General features: G+C 48.7%; 17 protein-coding genes, 1 tRNA gene, 1 other RNA gene and 1 pseudogene. 10 read left to right on the top strand and 10 right to left on the bottom strand.

Going from position 1 to position 15823, the window contains the following annotated elements:
• The first annotated feature begins 24 nt into the window (after positions 1-24).
• From GJQ69_RS02395 to ssrA, 4 genes are all read left to right on the top strand, one after another.
• Positions 25-366: a YbaB/EbfC family nucleoid-associated protein gene (locus GJQ69_RS02395; protein WP_086036396.1), complete on the top strand. Its 342-nt coding sequence runs from the start codon at positions 25-27 to the stop codon at positions 364-366.
• Positions 366-971, top strand: coding sequence for a recombination mediator RecR (gene recR, locus GJQ69_RS02400; protein WP_086036394.1), 606 nt, complete (start codon positions 366-368; stop codon positions 969-971). Before GJQ69_RS02395 ends, recR begins: the two co-directional genes overlap by 1 nt.
• 23 nt (positions 972-994) lie before the next feature.
• On the top strand, positions 995-1459 hold the full coding sequence (smpB, locus tag GJQ69_RS02405) for an SsrA-binding protein SmpB (protein ID WP_086036392.1): 465 nt from the start codon (positions 995-997) through the stop codon (positions 1457-1459).
• Positions 1460-1534: 75 nt separating this feature from the next.
• Positions 1535-1930: a transfer-messenger RNA gene (gene ssrA, locus GJQ69_RS02410) on the top strand.
• 310 nt (positions 1931-2240) lie between these two features.
• Here ssrA and GJQ69_RS02415 read toward each other — a convergent pair.
• The 4 genes from GJQ69_RS02415 to murQ form a co-directional block, all read right to left on the bottom strand.
• Positions 2241-2987 carry a YARHG domain-containing protein gene (locus GJQ69_RS02415; protein WP_086036888.1) on the bottom strand — a complete coding sequence of 249 codons (747 nt, stop codon included), beginning with the start codon at positions 2985-2987 and terminating at the stop codon, positions 2241-2243.
• Positions 2988-3470: 483 nt separating this feature from the next.
• Positions 3471-4364 (bottom strand): HAD hydrolase family protein, encoded by an 894-nt coding sequence (locus tag GJQ69_RS02420; protein WP_086036388.1) that lies wholly within the window; start codon positions 4362-4364, stop codon positions 3471-3473.
• 14 nt (positions 4365-4378) lie between these two features.
• Positions 4379-5215, bottom strand: coding sequence for a MurR/RpiR family transcriptional regulator (locus GJQ69_RS02425; protein ID WP_174192827.1), 837 nt, complete (start codon positions 5213-5215; stop codon positions 4379-4381).
• 28 nt (positions 5216-5243) lie between these two features.
• Positions 5244-6170: an N-acetylmuramic acid 6-phosphate etherase gene (gene murQ, locus GJQ69_RS02430; protein ID WP_086036384.1), complete on the bottom strand. Its 927-nt coding sequence runs from the start codon at positions 6168-6170 to the stop codon at positions 5244-5246.
• Positions 6171-6629: 459 nt separating this feature from the next.
• Here murQ and GJQ69_RS02435 point away from each other — a divergent pair.
• The 5 genes and pseudogenes from GJQ69_RS02435 to nagA all read left to right on the top strand — a co-directional run bounded on the left by GJQ69_RS02435 (position 6630) and on the right by nagA (position 12018).
• A pseudogene (locus GJQ69_RS02435) lies at positions 6630-8069 on the top strand (PTS transporter subunit EIIC).
• A gap of 349 nt (positions 8070-8418) precedes the next feature.
• The gene (locus GJQ69_RS02440) at positions 8419-9492 is read left to right on the top strand and encodes a MupG family TIM beta-alpha barrel fold protein (RefSeq protein WP_086036379.1); all 1074 of its coding nucleotides are present in this window, start codon (positions 8419-8421) and stop codon (positions 9490-9492) included.
• Between the two features lie 93 nt (positions 9493-9585).
• Positions 9586-10068, top strand: a complete 483-nt coding sequence (locus GJQ69_RS02445; protein ID WP_157658980.1) for a PTS sugar transporter subunit IIA — start codon at positions 9586-9588, stop codon at positions 10066-10068.
• 60 nt (positions 10069-10128) lie between these two features.
• Positions 10129-10878 (top strand): glucosamine-6-phosphate deaminase, encoded by a 750-nt coding sequence (nagB, locus tag GJQ69_RS02450; RefSeq protein WP_174192829.1) that lies wholly within the window; start codon positions 10129-10131, stop codon positions 10876-10878.
• A gap of 3 nt (positions 10879-10881) precedes the next feature.
• Positions 10882-12018, top strand: a complete 1137-nt coding sequence (gene nagA, locus GJQ69_RS02455; RefSeq protein ID WP_086036373.1) for an N-acetylglucosamine-6-phosphate deacetylase — start codon at positions 10882-10884, stop codon at positions 12016-12018.
• A gap of 15 nt (positions 12019-12033) precedes the next feature.
• Here nagA and GJQ69_RS02460 read toward each other — a convergent pair whose 3' ends face one another.
• The 5 genes from GJQ69_RS02460 to GJQ69_RS02480 all read right to left on the bottom strand — a co-directional run bounded on the left by GJQ69_RS02460 (position 12034) and on the right by GJQ69_RS02480 (position 14003).
• Positions 12034-12216 (bottom strand): hypothetical protein, encoded by a 183-nt coding sequence (locus GJQ69_RS02460; RefSeq protein WP_174192831.1) that lies wholly within the window; start codon positions 12214-12216, stop codon positions 12034-12036.
• 49 nt (positions 12217-12265) lie between these two features.
• Entirely contained in the window at positions 12266-13156 is an 891-nt protein-coding gene (locus GJQ69_RS02465) for an IS3 family transposase (protein ID WP_236849741.1), read from the bottom strand.
• Positions 13105-13470: a helix-turn-helix domain-containing protein gene (locus GJQ69_RS02470; protein WP_086035182.1), complete on the bottom strand. Its 366-nt coding sequence runs from the start codon at positions 13468-13470 to the stop codon at positions 13105-13107. The genes GJQ69_RS02465 and GJQ69_RS02470 overlap by 52 nt, the downstream gene beginning before the upstream one ends.
• 144 nt (positions 13471-13614) lie before the next feature.
• A complete protein-coding gene (locus tag GJQ69_RS02475; RefSeq protein WP_174192833.1) occupies positions 13615-13788 on the bottom strand; it encodes a GrpB family protein in 174 nt (57 codons plus the stop codon).
• 138 nt (positions 13789-13926) lie between these two features.
• Positions 13927-14003: transfer RNA gene (locus GJQ69_RS02480), tRNA-Val, on the bottom strand.
• Between the two features lie 158 nt (positions 14004-14161).
• On the opposite strand from GJQ69_RS02480, the gene GJQ69_RS02485 reads away from it, so the two are divergent.
• Positions 14162-15016 (top strand): patatin-like phospholipase family protein, encoded by an 855-nt coding sequence (locus GJQ69_RS02485; protein ID WP_157658979.1) that lies wholly within the window; start codon positions 14162-14164, stop codon positions 15014-15016.
• Between the two features lie 49 nt (positions 15017-15065).
• On the opposite strand, the gene GJQ69_RS02490 is transcribed toward GJQ69_RS02485, so the two are convergent.
• Positions 15066-15818, bottom strand: coding sequence for a class I SAM-dependent methyltransferase (locus GJQ69_RS02490; RefSeq protein ID WP_086036365.1), 753 nt, complete (start codon positions 15816-15818; stop codon positions 15066-15068).
• Positions 15819-15823 lie beyond the last annotated feature (5 nt).

Below are 15823 nucleotides of genomic sequence, written 5' to 3' on the forward strand. Positions count from 1 at the left end.
AGGACATATTCGGAGGTCTTCAATATGAAAGCAAGGGTTCCCCAGAGCAAAAGTCCGCAGAACCTGCAGCAGATTGCCAAGCAGGCACAGAAACTGCAGGAAAAGATGAGCGAACTGAACCAGGAGCTGGACGAAAAAGAATATACGGCTACTGCCGGCGGCGATGCGGTCAAGGCAACAGTGCTGGGCAAAATGGAAGTAAAAAGCATTGACATCAAGCCGGAAGTCGTTGACCCGGAGGACGTGGAAATGCTGTCTGACCTTGTCATGGCTGCCGTCAATGAGGCGCTGCGCGCTGCCGCTAAGGATAAAGAAGAGCAGATGGAGTCACTGTCCGGCGGACTGAATATGCCGGGCTTGTTTTAATGGCAGGGGGGTATCAGGTTGCGCCGCTGGCACGTCTGGTGGAGCAGTTCGAGCGGCTGCCGGGCATTGGGCACAAAAGTGCTCAGCGCCTTGCGTACCATGTGCTGGGCATGAGCCGCGAGCAGGTGCAGGCCTTTGTGGATGCCCTGCTGGAAGCACACGATAAAATTCATTACTGCAAAGTGTGCTGTAACTTGACCGACCAGGAGCTGTGTCCTATCTGTCGGGACGAACGCCGGGATAATTCCGTTATATGCGTAGTGGAAGACCCGCGCGACGTTGCCGCCATGGAGCGTACCAATGAGTACAACGGAACCTATCATGTCCTGCACGGTGCCATTTCGCCGTTGTCGGATGTTGGTCCGGACCAGCTGTGCATTAAGGAACTGCTGGCCCGCCTGCACGATGGAAAAGTGAAGGAAGTTATTATGGCAACCAACCCGACAGTAGAGGGCGAAGCCACTGCCATGTACATATCGCGCCTGATTAAGCCGCTGGGCATTAAAGTAACACGCCTTGCGTACGGCATTCCAGTCGGCGGCGATTTGGAATATGCGGATGAGGTGACGCTGCTGCGTGCGCTGGAAGGGCGCAGTGAGCTGTAACGACTGGAAACGGGGGTGAACCGATGCGGAAAGAAAACTTTAAAACGATTGCCCGCAACAAAAAGGCATACCACGACTACTTTGTGGAAGAATCTTTTGAGGCGGGTATCGAACTGTGCGGCACAGAGGTAAAATCTCTGCGCGGCGGCGGGTGTAACTTAAAGGACGCATGGTGTTCGGTAGACGATGGCGAACTGGTCGTTCACGGAATGCATATCAGCCCGTATGAGCACGGCAATATCTATAACCGCGACCCGGTGCGCACCCGCCGGCTGCTGATGCATAAAAAGGAAATTATGCACCTGTTTGGTAAGGTAAAACAGCAGGGGTATTCGCTGATTCCGCTGTCCGTCTACTTTAAGGGCAGCCTTGTTAAAGTGCAGGTGGGCCTGTGCCGCGGCAAAAAGCTGTATGATAAGCGCGCTGATTTAGCTGCCCGTGCCGCAAAGCGGGACATTGACCGCGCCATGAAAGCACACCTGCAGTAAACGACCATTTATGGTCTTGCATTTATAAAAGAACCATAGTATACTGAAGATGGCCGGAACAGCGGCCAATTTTATGGGGATGTAAAGGTTTCGACGGGGGCTGGGAACCCCGGCAAGCGAGCAGCGGGGCGGGACCGCTTCATCAATCCGTACCTTAAATTTAGATGAGAAATCTTCTAAAAACAACAGCAATGTCATGAACGTTAACTTTAACAATTATGGGATGGCTGTTGCAGCTTAAATAAAAGCTGCCGTCCTCACTGGGAATACCGCGGCCCGGCTGAGGGCGTAACCTAAGCGGTGAACGTGAACCGAACGATGCCCCTCGTTCGGTCATGATTTAGGGGCTGCCGGTACACTGAGCCTGCCAGTGGGCGCTGTGCACCGGGAGAATGAAATCACCGGCTACGCTCGTAGAAAACCGAGGCAAACGGCTTTCGGACAGGAGTTCGACTCTCCTCATCTCCACCAATCAAATACTGTGCGAACTTTTTATCATAAGTATACTGCTTTATCTATATGTAAAAAGGGTAATCGCACAAATAAAAAACACCCCCAGTGGACGACTTTCGCGGCTGTCTACTTGGGGGTGTTTTTATGTTTGTATAGGTATATATTCTAAACAAAGAATCACATTTTCCATCTATATTCACAGTTTAAGCATGTAACCCAAACACCTTTCGCATGAATATTTTCGGCAGCCAAACTATAAGTCCAACAATAGCAGCTCCAATGACAGCTTTTCCTATTCCAAAACCTTTTTTATTTGCACTTAAAGACGTTACCGCCATCCGTGGCTCTGCTGATACTTGACGATTGTGTCCACGTTGGCAAGCTCGATGGAGTTTAGCCGGCTGCGGACATTAGATTCGTTACAGCTTGGGTCACGGACATACCACGTTTTATTATTGAAATAATTGCTCCAGTGCGCTGTTTGAAAGTTGTATCCGTGCCGCGCATAAATTTCATTGAGAATTGCATTCACTTGGTCTTTATCAAAGTACTGCAGTTGCTCCACGGAAATGCAAGCCGTGTCGGTCGGCCACAGATAGCCGGAATCTGAAACATTGTTGTAATAGTCCTGCACATTCCCTTTGCCTAGGCCCGCACCGGAAGCGTAATAATAGTAGTTATTCACGACCTGCGGCTTGGAAGAAACAGCGGATGATGGTGCCTGACTGGAGGAAGTCGGTGCGGCGGACGACACCGCAGAAGATACCGCGGAGGATTCCGCACTGCTTCGCATAGAGGAAGATTGTGTCTGCTGGGCTGTTTGTGCTGCCAGATTTTGATCCCCTTTTTTCAGCATTGTGACACAGATAATCAGCACAATCAGCACGACTGCCACCAATACGGAAATGAGAATTGGCATCAGATGACGATTGTTTCCGCTGTGCTGCTGTACGGCATACCGGCCTTCATTGGACTTGTTTTCCTGCTCAATGGCTTTCTCCTGCAGGGGGTATCCACAGCCTGGGCAAAAATGCACATGGTCAGGTACATCTCTGCCGCAATTTGGGCATTTCATAAAATCTCCACCTTTTTACAACAATTTTTACAGTACAATTTTAGCATGGTTTTTGTCAATTTTCAACGATTCCCTTTTTTGAGAGTGCATGAGGAACCGCTTTTCTGCCATGTGAGTTTTCCTGTACATTAATGGCGTGATAATTTGGATTTACCTCAATCCATGGCTCACCATCTAAAAATCCAGCATTTTAGTGTTATCCTATTGCATGGGGGGTCGTGCGTTGTCGCGGCTTTTAAAGTGGATGGCACGCATGACTTTTTCGTTTTGTCCGGGATGTTTTTTACATAAGTCCCGGTATGCATTGCATGTTTCAATATCTCTGTATTGGGAAACATCCTCAAATGCTGCCTTTGTGCTGGAAATCTGTCCCGAAAATGGGTTGTGAATGAATTTACTCAAAAAATGGCCTTGCTCCTTTTTATGAGGAACAAGGCCATTATGTTTGCTTCAAGCTGTTTCCAAATCACTTTGATTTGTCCATCAGGGGCAGTCCAGAGGGGAGTGCCCCAGCTTTTCTGAACAGTCGGTCGAGATGGCGGCAGGCCGCAGGATGTATGTTTCAATGGCCAAAGCCACGCCGTCTTCGGTGTTTCGGCGCGTCACGGCATTTGCCGCTTCTTTTACACGTTCGCACGCATTGCCCATGGCAATGCCGAATCCACTGGCCCGGAGCATCTCAATATCGTTTTCACTGTCACCGAAGGCCATGATATTCTGATTCTGTATTTTTGTTCCAGATGAATGCAGGCAACGGCAAAAACCCAAGAGCCCCGCTGCTTTTGATGTTCCGCGGTTCATGATTTCAAAGCCATTCGGCGTGTTAACCAGGGAGAAGATGCCCCACGAGGAGAACTCTGCCCACAACTTTTGTTTGAAAGTGGAGGGGATATTTGGAAGATTGATTTTTTCAATGGGACCTGGCAGTGCATCACCGAATGAAAGGCTGCTGATTTCCGTGCCGATCTTTTCGACAACTTCCGCATGGAATGGATTCAACAAGAAATCAGACTGGTGCAGAAGTTTTTCGCGCTCGACGTAAATCTTTCCATCAGCCCACAGTTCGGCCCACAGTTTTTTCGGAATCGTCCGGAAAACGGCGGCAGCATTTTCCCGCGGAATACAGTTGGAATACATGATTTTCTTGTCTTTGAGGCGATAGGCGAGAGCACCGTTTGACGTTATAGCAAACTGCACGGCGGGCAGAGCCATGACAGCTTCCGGCATGGCGGAAATGATTCTTCCACTTGTGGGAACGACCAGGATATGTTCGGCGACCACTTGGTCGATGACTTTTGCAGTACTTTCCGTTATGCTGCGGTGGTCGTCAATCAGGACGGTACCATCCATATCAAGCGCAATCAGTTTGATGTTCACATCGAATCTCCATCCTATTTCAGCCTGTTAATGGCATTGCGCGTTTTTACTATATATTCTTTGGTCTGCTTCATGTCGCTTTTCGCAAGGCCGAGATAAAGAAGGTCGGTGACGATAAGAGAAGCGTTTCGGGAAGCGATAGCGCCGAGCCGCAGTTCGCGTTCCGTGGTGGGAATATACAGCAGGATGTCAGAAAGCTTTGACAGCGGTGTCTTGCGGAATTGAGTGATAGCAATGGTCATGGCACCGATTTCTTTGGCAAACTTCATAGCGGTATTCACTTCATGCGTTCTCCCACTGTAGCTGATGGCAATGGCGGCGTCCCGGTTCGACATATGGGCGGCGGAAGCGAGTTGGTCATGGAAGTCGTTGTGGTAAACGACGCGGCGGTTGATGCGCGAGAGCTTTTCCATGAAATCCATGCAGACAATGCCGGATCCGCTTACTCCGAACAGGTAAATCGTCTGGCATTTTAAAAGCGCCTGAACGGCCCGGTCGAGATTTTCGGTATTCAGCAGGCGGTAAGCCTGATCCTGGAGCATCATATTCAGGCCTTTGGATTTGTTCACGACGGTTTCCATGGAATCCTCTTCCTTGATGACGTCGTCGAAGTTTATGGCCGCTTTGCTGCTGTCGCGCGCAAGATCCACTTTCAAAGCGGTAAAGCCGCGGTACCCGAGCTTGTGCGAAAAACGAATGACAGCGGCGGCGGAAACTCCAACCATGCCGCCCAGGGCCTGCGCGGAGCTTTGGACAACCTCGTTGGGATTCTGCAGGATGTATTTCGCAATTTTTTTCTCAGTCGAAGTGTAGCTCGCCATTCCTTCCTGCATTTTATAAATACAACTCATTCGCTGCTTCCCCTGTTCTGTACTTTCTTTATTGCTCTTTCTCAGAATGCTGTTTCAAAGAACGAATCGCCTTCGAAATATTTCCATTTGCATTTTTTAATATTATACCACAGTTTTCTTTCGGCAGGTGAGTGATTGCCATACAAATCGCGATTTTTACTTTGCCTCCGCTTTGTTCCAGATAGCGGAGTGCTTCTTCATAGCTGCATTTGCTACTGGACATGATGATATGCTTGGCGCGCTCCACCAGTTTTTCATTTGTCGGCTGAACGTCGACCATCAGGTTCTTGTAAACTTTTCCGTATTTTATCATCAGAGAAGTGGAAATCATATTGAGAATCATTTTCTGCGCGGTGCCGGCTTTCATGCGCGTGGAGCCGGTAATCACTTCCGGCCCGACGATTGCCTCAATTTTGGTGTCTGCATGTTCGGAAATCTTGGCATTGTGGACGCAGCTGATGGCTCCGGTCAGCGCGCCGATGGAATTGGCATAATCGAGGCCGCCGATTACATAGGGGGTCCTTCCGCTTGCGGCAAGGCCGATGACGGTATCATCTGTGGTGAGACCGGCTTTTTGGAGGTCGCCTTTTGCGAGCTCTGTGTCATCTTCGGCGCCTTCCTGCGCTTTCAGCAGCGCTCCGAATCCCCCGGCAATCAGCCCCTGAATCAGAGACGGGTCAACGCCGTAGGTTGGGGGGCATTCGCTTGCATCCAACACGCCAAGGCGTCCCGATGTACCGGCGCCAATATAAATAACCCGCCCACCTTTCATCATTCGAACATGGATGCGGTCGACGAGCTCTGCAACCTTGGGAAGGACTTTTTTTACCGAAAGGGCAACAGTCTGGTCCTCCTCGTTAATAACGTGCAGAATATCGATGGTGTCCATTACGTCGATGTTCTGGCTGTTCGGGTTCACTTGTTCTGTTTCGAGCATATTTAAGTTAATCGACATATTGATTTCTCCTTAATTTTTCCCGCACCCGGCATCCAGGTGTCCGGAGCGGGGGATTTTTCAGGCCCTGTCTTTCGATGCAGTCTGTGAGCTTCCATCACTATTATATCAGTTTGAAACTAAATTTCAACATTACTTTATAATTTATAAAATATTAATTCAAAAATATTTTAAAAATCTATCCTGATGCTGCTTTGCTGATTTAAAAATGATCAACAATAAACACAATATTATAATTCGTTTATCTATAAAAACATATAAATAGTATCAACTTTGCAGGAGGACATACGTTTTAAAAGAAAACCTCATAAAATAAAGTAAAATATTATTTCATAAAATATATAAATTTTACGAAATAATATTGACATATAAAATTTAATGCGTATAATGAGAGGCAGACAGAGCAAGCAGCGGATCGTTTGATTTTAATCTCAAAGGGAAGGGAAGCATGAAAGTATTATGAACTATCAAAACACTGCTGAACAGGTTCTTGCGGCGGTCGGCGGAAAAAGCAATGTCGCCGCTAACATGACGTGTATGACACGTCTGCGCATCAGCATATCTGACCACGGAAAGGTCGATACCCCCGCACTGAAAAAAATCGACGGGGTGCTGGGAGTGGTCGACTCCGACACGGTGCAAATCGTTTTCGGTCCCGGCACAGTCAACAAAGTTGGCATGGAATTTTCAAAACTGACAGGCCTTGCACTCGGGTCCGATGAAGCGAGTGGCGAGATGAAGGATGTCAGGGAGGTTGCAAAAGAAAACAAAGCTGCAAACAAGGCGAAATACAATGGCCCGGTTCAAAGGTTCCTAAAACATATCGCCAATGTCTTTATTCCTATTCTTCCGGGCATTATTGCGGCAGGCCTTATCAATGGCATTATCAATGTCATCAATGTTTCCACCAACAATGCGATGGCCACGGTCTGGTGGTACCAGGTGATTCATGTAATAGGCTGGGCACTGTTCCTGTACCTGCCAATCTTTGTGGGCATGAACGCAGCAAAGGAATTTAAAGGCTCGGCAATTTTAGGCGCGCTGGCAGGTGCCTATTTCGTTGCTCATCCGCTGATGCCTCTTCTTGCCAAAGCAAAAGACGGGTCGCAGATTTTGCTCCCGCTGACTGATAAAGTATTTAACCCAGGCAACGGCGGCCTGATTTCCGCATTGATTGCCGGTATCCTTTTTGCTTTTCTGGAAAGATGAATCCGCAAGATTATGCCGAATATTCTGGATACGTTCTTTACCCCGCTGCTGACTGTGATTATCGGCGGTTTGATTACCGTCATTGTGCTGCAGCCGATTGGCACATGGCTTACCAATGGAATTTACTTCGTACTCGACTTCCTCTATAAGGATGTAGGCGCTATTGGCGGATATATCCTTTCGGCCGGATTCCTCCCGATGGTTGCCGTTGGACTGCACCAGGCTTTGACACCAATTCATGCTATGCTGAATGACCCAGCCGGACTGACGAAGGGCATCAATTATCTGCTGCCGGTTCTTATGATGGCAGGCGGCGGCCAGGTAGGCGCCGGACTTGCACTTCTGCTGAAGACAAAGAATAAGAAACTCAAAAGGGTGGTTGGCGATTCGATTCCGGTAGGAATTCTCGGCATTGGTGAACCTCTGATGTATGCCGTTACCCTTCCGCTCGGCAGACCGTTTGTCACGGCATGCCTCGGTGCCGGCTTCGGAGGCATCCTGGCTTCGCTGTTCCACATCGGCACGGTTTCCCAGGGCGTATCTGGCCTGTTCGGACTTCTGATTGTTGTTCCTGGGCAGCAGCTGGAATATGTGCTTTCCATGCTGGTCGCTTATGCGGGAGGATTTATTCTCACATGGCTGTTCGGTGTAGATGAAGGCCGCATCAACGAGGTCTATGGAAAAGAGTAAGCCCCGTATCCATTGGTATAAGCCTGCAGATTAAAATCATGAAAGATGTGAATGGGACAATGAACAATATCTACAGCTTTAAGGCGTATCAAGGCCAGGGCGAAAGGTATATCACGTGCAAGGACTTGAAAAGCGCGGGGTTTTTTGTCAACATAGTGAAAAGAGTGACGGACTAGCTGCTACAATCCGCTGTAAAAAGGCTTTACAGCCAATGACTGTGCGGCAACGGAAGTCGGCGGCAAGACCCTGGGCCTGGTTGCCGGGACCCCGGGCGTTTTCCGTACATAGCTTGTTTCGCACAGCGGGAATGCCTACGGAATCAAAAATTCATTTCAATGGAGTGTCAGTCATGAATGGCTTTGGAATTTCCTTATATCTTAGCACTGGCTTGGACCGCAATGCGGCAATTTTAAAAAAAGCGCACCGCGCCCATATGCAGTATGCTTTCACTTCCCTGCAGATTTCCGAAGAAAATACGGAAAATAAAATGGAAGAAGTCAACAGCCTCCTGAAACTCTGCAAGGCATCCGGGATTTCGCTGATTGCGGATGTCAGTCCGTATACGCTGAAAAAAATGGGGTGTAGCAGCTTTCAGAAGCTGAAAAAAACAGCCATTTCTTATCTCAGAGTGGACTATGGCTTTTCGTGTGAGGAGCTGGTGGGACTTTCCAAAGATTTTCACCTGGTCTTTAATGCCAGCACGCTCAAGGACGACGAAATTGCTGAGCTGCAACGACTGCACGCTGATTTTACAAAATTCAGCGCCTGCCACAACTTTTATCCTGAGCCGCTGACCGGATTATCGGCCGAACGGGTGAAAAAAACCAACGAACGTATGCACAGCCTCGGAATGAAAACGATGGCTTTTGTAGCGGGGGACAGTTCGCTAAGGGGACCTTTGTATCAAGGGCTCCCTACTCTTGAAAAGCAGCGCAACAGCCATGTACTGCTGAATATGCTCCAGCTTTTTCAGGAGTGCGACACGGACATCTGTCTCGTGGGAGATATCGATGTAAGCGACATGGCATACCGGCAGATTCAGGAGCTTGCGGAAGGATATATCAGTCTGCAGGCCGAAATAAAGCCGGAATATTGTTTCCTTACCGAGAGGCTTCATCATGACCGTCCGGATTCCAGTGATTATGTGATCCGGTCCCAGGAATCGAGAAAATATGTTTCAGAAGGCAGGACGTTTCCCGCCGAACCGCTATGCAGGCCGAGAAAGAAGGGAAGCATTTTTGTAGCAAATGCAGACTACCTGAGATATGCTGGCGAACTTCAAATCGCACGGCGAGATCTGCCGCCGGAGGCGAAAGTAAATCAGGTTGGCACTGTGAATTCTGCATGTTTGCCATATCTTTCCTATATCCGAGATGGCATGGGATTCCAATTCGTTTTGCCGTCTTCCTCAAAAATTAGCTAATATCGTGTGAATTCCAATTTATGCGTATGCCGGGATACGGCATACAGTCCTTTAAAAACACTCAGAAAACAGTTGGAAAGGATGAACAGTCAGATGAAATTGTTTCAAAAGTCACAGTCCGCCCATGTCATCTTAGCACCGCAGACAGGGAGGGCTGTTGCACTTACGGAAATTCCGGATCCAGTCTTCTCCGGCAAAGTCCTGGGCGATGGTGCTGCTGTGATTCCGTGCGGCAGTCAAGTGCTTGCGCCTGTCACGGGGACTGTTGTCCAGATTGCTTCCACTCTCCATGCAATTTGCATGGAGAGTGATGACGGCCTTGACATTTTGATTCATTTGGGTCTTGATACCGTCAATCTGAAGGGAAGAGGCTTTCAGTGCCATGTCCAGACAGGCCAGCACGTCAAGGCAGGCACTTTGTTGATGGAAATGGATGTGGAGCAGATTCGGAGCGCCGGGCTTAACCCGGTGACTCTGTGTATTATTACCAATATGGAATGCGTCCGAGAATTGACGTCCTATACCGGCAAAACCGAGGCGGGCAATACCGTACTGCTGTCTTATGTCCGTTCCTAGGCCGCATGGTTTTGCGGTTCGGGCAGAAATTTGGCAATATCAACAGGGAGAATACACGTTATGAAGATATTAGAAGCATCAAACTATGAGGGGATGAGCCGCAAGGCGGCCAATATCATTTCCGCTCAGGTCATTCTGTTTCCGCGCAGCGTCCTGGGCTTGGCAACAGGCTCCACGCCGCTCGGCATTTACCGTCAGTTGATTGACTGGTACCAGAAGGGCGATATTGACTTCAGCCACGTGACGAGCGTCAACCTGGATGAATACTGCGGCCTTGGGCCGGACGATTCGCAGAGTTACCGGTACTACATGAATACGAATTTTTTCCGCCATATCAATATCCGCACGGAGAACACTTTCGTGCCGGATGGGCTTGCGGAGGATTTCGAGGAGGAATGCCGCCGATATGACGAAAGAGTTTCCGCCCTCGGAGGGATTGACCTGCAGCTGCTGGGAATCGGTGAGACCGGCCACATTGGGTTTAATGAGCCGGATGATACTTTCGACAAAATGACCCACCAGGTTGCCTTGAAGCAGAAAACTATCGAGGCCAATTCGCGCTTTTTCAAAAGTCCAGACGAAGTTCCCCAATATGCCCTGACCATGGGCATTAAGGCCATCATGCAGGCAAAGAAGATTCTGCTTGTTGCCAACGGGCCCAAGAAGGCGGATGTGTTGGAAAAGGCACTGTTTGGGCCGGTTACGCCGGAAGTTCCGGCATCGATTCTCCAGCTTCACCCTGATGTCACCGTTGTGGCGGACAGCGAAGCTCTGCGCGCCATCCATGAAAAGCATCCTTCGGGGAAATAAGCTATGATTTTAAAAAATGCAACAATCTTTGATGAAAATTTTGAATTAAGAAAGGCGGATATTGCCGTCTGCGGCGACAGAATCAGCCGGATTGGAAATGGCCTGGAGGGAGACGACTGCCGCGACTGTTCCGGATGTGTGGTTTCTCCCGGCTTCGTCGACATTCATATTCATGGATGCGTAGGAGCCGATACCTGCGACGGAACACGGGAAGCCATTGGAAAAATGGCGGCCCATCTACTGACGGAGGGCGTAACTTCTTTCTGCCCGACAACCATGACGGTTCCGCTTACGCAAATTCGGAAGGTGCTTTCCGTCGTTCGGGACTGTATGGAGCATCCGCCGAAAGGCGCGGCTGTCTGCGGCGCTAATCTGGAAGGCCCATATATTTCCGCTGAGCGGAGGGGCGCCCAGAAGGAGACCGACATTCGGAAGCCGGACTGGAAGGAATTCCGGGAGCTTTATCAGGAGAGCGGAGGCATTATCAAACTGATCGATATGGCGCCGGAATGCGAAGGCGGACAGGAATTCATCCGGTACGTCAGTCCGTATTGCAGGGTGTCTCTTGCGCATACCGAAGCGGATTACGGGACGGCGAAGCAGGCGTTTCAAAACGGGATTACCCATGTGACGCACCTGTTCAATGCGATGACTGGGCTGCACCACCGGAAACCGGGGGCGGTCGGCGCTGTGTTTGACGACAGTAGCGTCCGGGCGGAGCTGATCTGCGACGGGTTCCACATTGCCCCCGCAGTGCTGCGGATTGCTTTCCGTCAGCTCGGGGAAGACCGAACGGTAATCATAAGCGATTCGATGCGCGCAGCAGGAATGCCGGACGGGGAATCGGAACTCGGAGGACAAAAGGTATTTGTGAAAAATGGCCAGGCTCGCCTGGTGGACGGCACGATTGCCGGTTCGACGGCGAACCTTCATCAGGAAGTGAAAAACTTGATTCGGTCCGGAATCCCAGTGCGGCAGGCGATAAAGTCTGCGACGATGAACCCAGCCCGTGAAATTGGCCTGGAACAAGAAATTGGGAGCATCCAAGTAGGAAAAAGGGCTGACCTCGTCATTATGAATCAAAACTGGGACATTGCGGCTGTCATCCATAATGGATGGCAGGTGCAAAACAATACGTAGAACATTCGGAACAATTCAAGCAAGGGCAAAATGAATCAGCCCGGGACGATCGGAATTAAGAATCTCAGGCTTTGCCGTTTGGAATGCTTTTCCTAAGGCGCGCAACACCATTGGAACTGCCAAAGTGTCATCCATTTTATGAAGCACGCCACTGCACATTTTCTGAAGAAAAGCAGAAGAAATCAAAGAATAAATCATGAGAAAAAAGCCCATGAATTGACCCCAAAAAGTTAGACAATATTTTAAATCAAGCAACCGAAAGGGCTTGTTGCCTATGTAAAGCGGGCGGCAAGCCCTTAAGTTTTGCTTTGATACGGCGGTTGTTGTAGTAATCCAGATAGTTTACGAGTTCGTCCTTGAACTGGTCGATTGAGTCGAATTCCTGCAAATACAGCAGTTCACTTTTAAGCAAGCCAAAGAAATTTTCCATTACAGCGTTATCAAGGCAGTTCCCTTTGCGGCTCATGCTTTGTTGAATTCCTTTCTCGGCAAGCACTTTTCGATACCGCTTGTGTTGGTACTGCCAGCCTTGATCGGAGTGGAGAATAAGTTGTGTACCATCGGGAATTTTCTCAAATGCTTTGTCCAGCATTTCCGTTACCATCGACAAAACCGGCCTGTCCGAAATGGTGTAGCTGACAATATCCCTGCTGCACAAATCCAGAATCGGTGACAAATACACTTTCTGCCCGAACAGGCTAAATTCGGTCACATCGGTTACCCATTTCTGATTTGGTGTCGTTGCTTCAAAGTCCCGTTTCAGCAGATTTGGAGCAATTTTACCCACCTCACCCTTGTAAGAACGATATTTCTTCATTCTCACTCGGCATACGAGTCCAAGCTGCTTCATTAACCTCTGGACGGTTTTGTGATTGATGCAGTATCCTCTACTGTGCAGAACATCTGTGGTACGGCGATAACCATAGCGCCCCTTGTTTTCATGGTAGATTTCAGTGATCTGTTCTTTGATTTCGCTGTATTTATCCGGTTGCATTCTACGCTTGGCATAGTAGTAATAGGTTGATCGCGGCAAACCGGATACTTCAATTAGTAGTGAAATCTTGTGTTTATGCCTTAGTTCCCAGATCACTTGCGCCTTTTGTCGCGGCGTTCCTCTTCCAAAACCAAGGCATTCAATTTTTTTAAGTAATCTACCTCTGCACGCAGCCGTTGGTTTTCTGCAATCAAATCTTCTTCTACCTTTTTGTTCAGCTTTGGGTTGCGTTCTTTCTGAGTGCCGCTTGCAGCACTGGCTCGACCACGGCGTTCCACATATAGCCCTTCTGGTCCTTCTTCCAGATAAATTCGTTCCCATTGAGCAACGCTTTTATGGTCAGACACGTGAAACTGCCGTGCTGCTTCACTGTAACTGAGTTTCTCTGTTTGCATAGCTTCTACAACCTGCTGTTTGAATTCTCCTGTGTATCGTTTCTTTGCTTTACCTTTTGGCATAAAAACACCCCATTTGTTTTCAGTATATCATACTGTCTAACAAATGGGGTGCAGTTCACCCAGCGAAAGCTGGGCTTTTTTGTTGCAAATATGTGAAGTGTGAATAGATACAGGAGTTGCGCGTAATGGAAATTCCTTGTATACTTATTCTATAGGCTTAGCTGGAATATTATGAATTGCCGTACTTCCTATGTGCTGTATGTCTATAATATTATCGCTCCAAACCGCTTCAATCTCACTTTTAACTTGATGGTATTCACCACCCCATTTTTCATTATGGGGAAGTAGCCTTACTTTATATCTCTCTACGCCTTCCATAGCATATCTCCATCAACTTCACTTATTACACACTGGCGAAACCATCTTCGGAGTTAGAGTAATCTTATTTTTAAAAACAGTTCTCATCTATAAATAACAAGGCGAGTTGTGAAAACAACTCGCCTTGTTATCAATTTTTGGTGGACGTTACAGGACTCGAACCTGTGACCTTCCGCACGTCAAGCGGATGCTCTAGCCAGCTGAGCTAAACGTCCATTTCTCAACAGCACTTGTATATTATATCTCATGTTTCGGGAAAATGCAAGCTTTTTTCAAAAAACAAACGAAATGACGCGGCTTGTATTCCTTTGGGTATTCTTCTATAATAGAAATAGAAAAATGAAAATAGAAAAACAATACAGGGGGAATGGCTGTGTCTACAGGACTGGTGCTGGAAGGCGGCGGCCTGCGCGGTGTTTATACGGCGGGCGTGCTGGACGAATTTATAAAAAACAAGATTCAATTTCCGTCGGTCTATGCGGTTTCAGCTGGTGCCTGCTGTTCCCTCAGTTATCTGGCCGGTCAGTATGAGCGCAATAAAAATATTTTTTACCGCTATGTGCCGGATGACCGTTATGTCAGTTTTAAAAATCTGCGTACAACGGGTTCGCTGTTTGGGTTCGATTTCATTTTTGGAGAACTGTTCCACACGCTGGACCCATTTGATTATGATGTGTTCCGCAAATCCAAAGTAAACCTGATGGTCGGCACAACCGACTTGATTACCGGTACGGAATCCTATTTTTCCAACAAAGATATGGACGACCGCTTTCTGCCGGTGCAGGCTTCCAGCTCCCTGCCGTTCTGGTCGCCGATTGTTTGGATAAACAACCACCCGTATATGGACGGCGGCCTTGCTTCTCCGGTCCCGTACGAGCGCTCCATGCAGGATGGAAACGAGAAGAATGTCGTTGTGCTGACGCGTGACCTTTCCTACCGGAAACGCTTTGGACCGGATTATCCGCGTGGCTTGATTCATGTGCACTACCGCGGCTATCCGAATTTTGTCCGCACACTGGAACGCCGCGGAGATGTTTATAACCGCCAGATGGCCGTTATCCGCCAACAGGAACGTGCGGGCCGCATGGTCGTTATCCGGCCGACTTCTCCCATTAACTTGGGGCGTTGCGAGAAAGACGCGGAAAAATTGCTGAAAGTGTATCATCTCGGCCGGCGGGACGCTGCGGCTAAACTGCCCGCGGTGAAAAAACTTCTAATGGAAAAATAGCCAAATAAAGAACGGAGAATCGCTTGTATCTGCGAGTTCTCCGTTCTTTTTATTTAACAGTTTTTGTGGCGTAAAAGGTCGGTACATGGAAGTCGTGCAGGCGGCCTTCACTGTTGATGTCCTCATAAATATCCGTCAATGTAAAACCGGCCTGCAGCTGTCCGCCAATTTCCTCCTCGATTGTGTGGGAAAACTGAATTCCCCAGTCGTTTTCAACGGAGGTTTGGTAAAGCGCCTTGTCTTTCAGCGGATTGAACGGCAGTTTGCATGCAAAGTCTGTTTCCTCTTCATTGAAAACATAATTGATGCCGTTGTCAAAGCCCGCCAGCAGGATGCCGCCCTTTTTCAGGACACGGAAGCACTCTTTCCAAAGCGGCAGAATGTTTTCAATATAGCAGTTGGAAACCGGGTGGAAAATGAGGTCAAACGAATCGTCCGGCAGGGGCAGAGGATGTGACATATCGGCCCGTATCACTTGAATGACGTAGTGTTCGCGCTGTGCCACCATGCGCTCACTTTGCAGCTGCGCGCTGGAATAGTCCAGCACCGTGCATTCCGCACCGGCGGCTGTAAATATAGGCATTTGCTGACCGCCGCCGGACGCAAGGCCGAGCACTTTTTTGCCCTTTAGGTTTCCAAACCAGCTTTTGGGGACCATTTTCATGGGGGTGAGCTGTACGGACCATTTTCCGGCTTTGGCATTCTCAAAGGCTTCATGAGAAATAGGCTGTCCCCATTCCCAGCCGTCGTGTACCCATCTGTCTACGAATGCGGCGTTTGATTTTGTGTAGCTTTCATTCATTTTTA

Source organism: Caproicibacterium lactatifermentans (genome assembly GCF_013315815.1).
GTDB classification, from domain to species: Bacteria; Bacillota; Clostridia; order Oscillospirales; family Acutalibacteraceae; genus Caproicibacterium; species Caproicibacterium lactatifermentans.